Source organism: Rhodococcus sp. (in: high G+C Gram-positive bacteria) (genome assembly GCF_049286785.1).
GTDB lineage: Bacteria > Actinomycetota > Actinomycetes > Mycobacteriales > Mycobacteriaceae > Rhodococcus_F.
Genome location: NZ_JBAQEO010000835.1, coordinates 1 through 5,835 on the forward strand (window position 1 = coordinate 1; position 5,835 = coordinate 5,835).

Genomic DNA, 5,835 nt, shown 5'->3' on the forward strand with positions numbered 1-5,835 from the left:
ATGCTGCCCGAGTACCTCGTCCCGAACGTCGTGGTGCCCGTCGAGGCCTTCACGCTCACCGCCAACGGCAAGCTCGATCGCGACGCCCTGCCCGAACCGGCCGTGGTGGTGCACGATGTGCACGCACCGCACGGGCCCATCGAAGAAGTGGTGGCCGGGGTGTTCGCCGAGCTGCTCGGCGGCATCGAGATCGGCACCGGGCGCAGCTTCTTCGACCTGGGCGGCAACTCCCTGATCGCCACCCGCGTGGCCGCCCGGCTCAGCGCCGTCTTCGACACCGACGTGACCGTCCGCGACCTCTTCGAAGCGCCCACCGTGGCCGAACTCGCCGCCCGGGTGGAGGAGCGGGCCGGGAACGAACGCCGGCGCCCACCGCTGGTGCCCGTCGCGACCGGGGACAACCTGCCGCTCTCGCCCGCGCAGGAACGGATGTGGATCCTCAACCAGTTCGACACGGGCGCAGCCGGATACAACATCCCGCTGATCGTCCGCCTCGACGGCGACCTCGACGAAAAAGCACTCGCCGCGGCCGCCCGCGACGTGGTGGCACGGCACCGCACCCTGCGTACCGTCTACCCGCGGACGGCGGACGGCGTGCAGCAGGTGGTGCTCGATGCGGCCGACGTCCCCCTCGACCTGAACCCCATCGCCATCCCCACCGACGCCGTCGACGCGCACGTGCGCGCCCTGGCCGGCACCGGATTCGACGTCGCAGTCGAACCGCCGCTGCGGGCCCGGCTGTACCGGACCGCCGCGACGTCACACGTGCTCACCCTGGTGGTGCACCACATCGCCGCCGACGCCTGGTCGCTGACACCCCTGATTCGCGACACCATGGTGGCGTACCAGGCACGACTCGACGGCAGCGCGCCCGAATGGCCCTCGCTGCCCGTGCACTACAGCGACTACAGCATCTGGCAGCGCCGCATGCTGTCCGAAGACAGCGAAAACACCGAAAACACCGAAAACACCCTGTCCGGGTACTGGCTCGGCGCCCTGGCCGGGCTGCCCGAACAGGTGACCCTGCCGCCCGACCGACCCCGGCCCGCCGCCCCGTCCGGTGAAGGCGCCGCGCACACCGTCGAACTCGACGGCGATCTGCACGAAGGGTTGGTCGCGTTGGCGCGCACCGGCCGGGCCACCACCTTCATGGTGCTGCACGCCGCGCTCGCCGTGCTGCTCTCGCGGTACAGCGGCAGCCGCGACGTACCCATCGGCACCGCGGTCGCCGGCCGCACCGACCCGCAACTCGACGACGTGGTCGGCATGTTCGCCGGCACCCTCGTGCTGCGCACCGACGTCGACCCGGCCGCGACCTTCACCGAACTGCTCGCCCACGTGCACGAGCAGGACCTCGCCGCCTACACCCACGCCGACCTCCCGTTCGAGATGTTGGTGGAACTGCTCAACCCCGCCCGGTCGGCGTCGCACCACCCGCTGTTCCAGGTGGCGCTCTCGATGCAGCGGCACCGCGCCGGGCACCTCACCCTGCCCGGGCTGACCGTCACTCCGGTGATCCCCGACGTGGAGCACGCCAACTTCGACCTGCAACTCACCGTCGCCGAGCCCGGCCCCGGCGAACCGATGGCACTGCACTTCGGCTACAACGCCGAACTCTACGACCCCGCCACCATCGCCGAATTCGCCGCGCAACTGGTGCGGTTGCTGCACTCCGTCGCCGCCGACCCCGACGTCCCGGTGGGGGACGTGGATCTGCTGAGCGCGCCCGAACGGGCGGCTCTCGTTCCGGCGGTGGGTCCGGGGTCGCCGGGCGCACTCACGTTGCGGGCCATGCTCACTCGCGGCGCCCTCCTCGCCCCGGACGCCGTGGCGATCCGCGACTCCGGCACCGAGCTGACCTACCGCGAACTCGACACCCGCTCGAGCGCGCTGGTCCGCCACCTGGTGGCGTCGGGTGTGCGGCCGGGTGATGCCGTGGTCTGGTCGGAGCCGCGGTCGGTGGAGTCGGTGGTGCGGTTGTGGGCGATCGCGAAAGCCGGTGCCGCGCCCGTCCTCATCGACCCCGAACTTCCCCAGACGCGCACCGCCGCGATGCGGGCGATCGCCGACAGCCTCCCGCCGGCCACGGACACCGCCTACGTGGTGTTCACCTCCGGCACCACCGGCACACCCAAGGCTGTGGTGGTCACCGACGCCGGCCTCGCCGCACTCGACGCCGACGTGGCCACCCGCTTCGCCGCCGCACCCGGCTCCCGGGTGTTGCACCGCGCCGCAGCAGGTTTCGACATGACACTGCTCGAGGTGCTGATCGCCGGTGCGTCCGGGGCCACCCTGGTGATCGCGTCCGACACCGAATTCGCCGGACCGGCACTCGAGCACCTGCTCCGACGCGAGCGGGTCACCCACGCCTGCATCACCCCCACCGTCCTCGCCACCCTCGGCGACACCGCGCTGCCCGACCTGGCCGTGCTGATGGTGGGCGGCGAACGCCTCGGCAGCGCACTCGTCGACCGCTGGGCCCCCGGACGCCGACTGGTCAACGGCTACGGGCCCGCCGAGTCCACGATGTATGCCGTCGCGACCGAGCCGCTGTCGGCAGGGGAGCCGGTGACCATCGGCACGCCCATCACCGGCGTCGCCGCACTCGTGCTCGACGAACGACTGCGCCCGGTGCCGGTGGGCGTGCCCGGTGAGCTGTACCTGGCGGGCGGCGCCCTGGCCCGCGGATACGCCGGACAACCCGGGCTGACAGCCCAGCGCTTCGTGGCCGGGCCCGGCGGTACCCGCCGCTACCGCACCGGCGACCTGGTGCGCCGGCGCCGTGGCCACGTGCTGGACTACCTGGGCCGCAACGACACCCAGGTGAAGATCCGCGGCGTCCGCGTCGAGCCCGGCGAGATCGACGCCGCCATCGCAAGCGTCGCCGACGTCGGCTTCGCGACCACGATCGTGCGTTCCACCCCCACCGGCGCCGACGCCCTCGTCTCCTACGTGCTCCCACGCGCGGCTCTCGATGTGGAGGCGCTGCGCCGTCGCCTGTCCGAGCTGCTGCCGTCGTATCTGGTGCCGACGGCCGTGGTCGTGCTCGACGCGCCGCCGAAGACGGTGAACGGCAAGCTCGACCTGCGCTCCCTGCCGGACCCCGAACTCGTGACCGCAGAACACGAACCGCCGGTCACCGACACCGAACAGACGGTGGCCGCGGTATTCGCCGAGGTGCTCGAACTGCCCGACGCCGGCCGGGGCGCGCACTTCTTCGACGCCGGCGGCAACTCGCTGCTCGCGACGCAGCTGACGGCCCGGCTCTCCGACGCGCTGGGCCGCCCCGTGCCGCTGCGCGCCCTCTTCGCCCACCCCACGGTGGCGGAACTGGCCGCCGCCCTCGACGGCGCCGGGCCCGAATCGGACCTGCGTCCTCCATTGGTCCCGCGTCCGCGTCCGGAGCGGATTCCGCTGTCGCGCAGCCAGTACCGGATGTGGGTGCTGAACCGTCGTGACCCGTCGTCCGCCGCCTACAACCAGCCCGTGACGCTGCGCCTGGACGGCCCCCTCGATGTGCCGGCACTCGAACAGGCGCTCACCGACGTGGTGGCCCGGCACGAAATACTGCGCACCCGCTACCCGGCGGAGTCGGGGGAGTTGCCGCGGCAGGAGATCCTCGGCGGGACCGAACTGGACCTCACCCCGCACCCCTTCCACCCCGACGCTGTTCACCGATTCGCCTCCGAAGGTTTCGACCTCACCCGGCAGACCCCGCTGCGGGTGCGGTTGCTGCAACGCGGCCCCGACTCGCACGTGCTGGCCGTGGTGCTGCACCACATCGCCGCCGACGGCTGGTCGCTCACCCCGCTGGTGACCGACGTGCTCACCGCCTACGAGGCCCGCCGCGCAGGCCGCACACCCGAATGGTCGCCGCTGCCCCTGCAATTCGCCGACTATGCGCTGTGGGAACACGACCTTCTCGGCAGCGCCCATGCGAGCCGCGGTATCGAGCACTGGCGTCGGGCACTGGACGGTGCGGAATCGGCGGCGGCACTCGTCCCGGACCGGCGGGGCGGCACCGAATCCGCCGCAGTGGTGACCTTCCGGATTCCTGCCGCAGTCCAGCAGGCGATACACCGGCTGGCCCGGGACCACCGCGCCACCCCGTTCATGGTGCTGCACGCCGCGCTGTCGGTGCTGCTCGCGCGGCTCGGGGCGCAGCGAGACATCACCATCGCCACCGCCGTTGCCGGCCGCGGCGAGCGCAGCCTCGATCCGCTGGTCGGCATGTTCGTCAACACCCTCGCACTGCGGGCACAGGTGCAGCCGGACATGCCGTTCACCGGACTGCTCGCGCAGGTCCGCGATTTCGACGTGGACGCGTTCGAACACGCCGACGTGCCGTTCGAGGCGATCGCCGACCTGCTCGGGGGACGCACCCCGCAGGTGGCGCTGGGCGTGGAGAACCTCGCCCTGCCGACCGTGAACATTGCCGGTCTCACCGTGGAAGCCGACGAAGTCGACACCGGCGCAGCCAAATTCGACCTCCACGTGACCGTGCGCGAACGGTGGGACGGCTCGGAGCCACTCGGCATGGACGGCGCCGTGGCCTACGCCGCCGAGCTGTTCGACCGCGAGACCGCCGCCTCGCTCGCGTCGCTGCTGGGACAGGTACTGGTCGCCGTCGCCGACGATCCGCAGGTGACGGTGGGGGACATCGTGCTCACCCCGGCGCCGCCGCTCACCGGCGGGCCGGCCGATGATTCCCGCACCCTCGCCGACATCCTGCTGGCCACCGTCGCCGCGCACCCCGGCCGTCCGGCCGTCACCGACGGCACCCGCACGCTCACCTACCGCGAACTGGCCGAGGCGTCGGAACAGCGGGCGCGTGAACTACGCGGCGCCGGACCCGTCGTCCCGATCTGCCTGCCGCGCTCGATCGACTTCGTGATCGAACTGTGGGCCGTCACCCGCACCGGTGCCACGTTCCTGCCGCTCGACCCGACGCACCCCGCCGAGCGTCGAAACGCGATGGTGACGCAGGCACAACAGTCGGCGGACCCGTCGGCGGCGTACATCATCTACACCTCCGGCTCCACCGGCACCCCCAAGGGCGTGGCCGTGACGCACCGCGGACTCGGGGCACTCGCCGACGAAGCCGTCCGCCGCTACTGCGTCCGCCCCGACGCCCGGGTGCTGCACGGCTACAACCCCACCTTCGACGCGGCGCTGCTCGAGATGCTGCTGGCCTTCGCGTCCGGCGCCTGCCTGGTGGTGGCGCCCGCAGGGATCTACGGCGGCGCCGAACTGCAGCGCCTGCTCACCGAGCAGCAGGTGACGCACTACCTGTCCACACCGTCCGTGCTGGCCACCCTGGACCCGGCGGCGCTGGACGCGCTGCAGGTGGTCGCGGTGGGCGGCGAGGCGCTGAACCCCGAACAGGCTGCGGTGTGGAGCAGCGGACGTCTGATGCTCAACGCCTACGGCCCCACCGAATCGACCGTGGTGGCCACCCTCGCCGAGGTGGGCGCCGACGTCACCATCGGCACGCCCATTCCCGGAACCACCGCGACGGTGCTCGACGAGACCCTGCGACCGGTGCCCCTCGGCGGTGTCGGCGAACTGTATCTGGACGGGCTCGGCCTGGCCCTCGGCTATGTGGCCGACCCGGCGCTCACCGCAGCGAATTTCGTCGCCGGACAAGACGGTATTCGCCGCTACCGCACCGGCGACCTGGTGCACCGCCGCGCCGACGGCACCCTCACCTACCTCGGCCGCGCCGACCGGCAGCTCAAGATCCGCGGCATGCGCATCGAACCCGCCGAGGTGGAAGCCGCGCTGCTGGCCCTGCCCTCGGTGACCCGCGCCGTGGTGTCGGCACACCGCGGTCGG

1 protein-coding gene is annotated in these 5,835 nt (G+C 72.2%); it reads left to right on the forward strand.

Features of this window, described 5'->3' with window-relative positions; genetic code table 11:
- Positions 1-5,835, forward strand: a 5,835-nt coding sequence (locus tag WAW17_RS29975) for a condensation domain-containing protein (RefSeq protein WP_422336486.1), incomplete at both ends; no start/stop codon positions are given.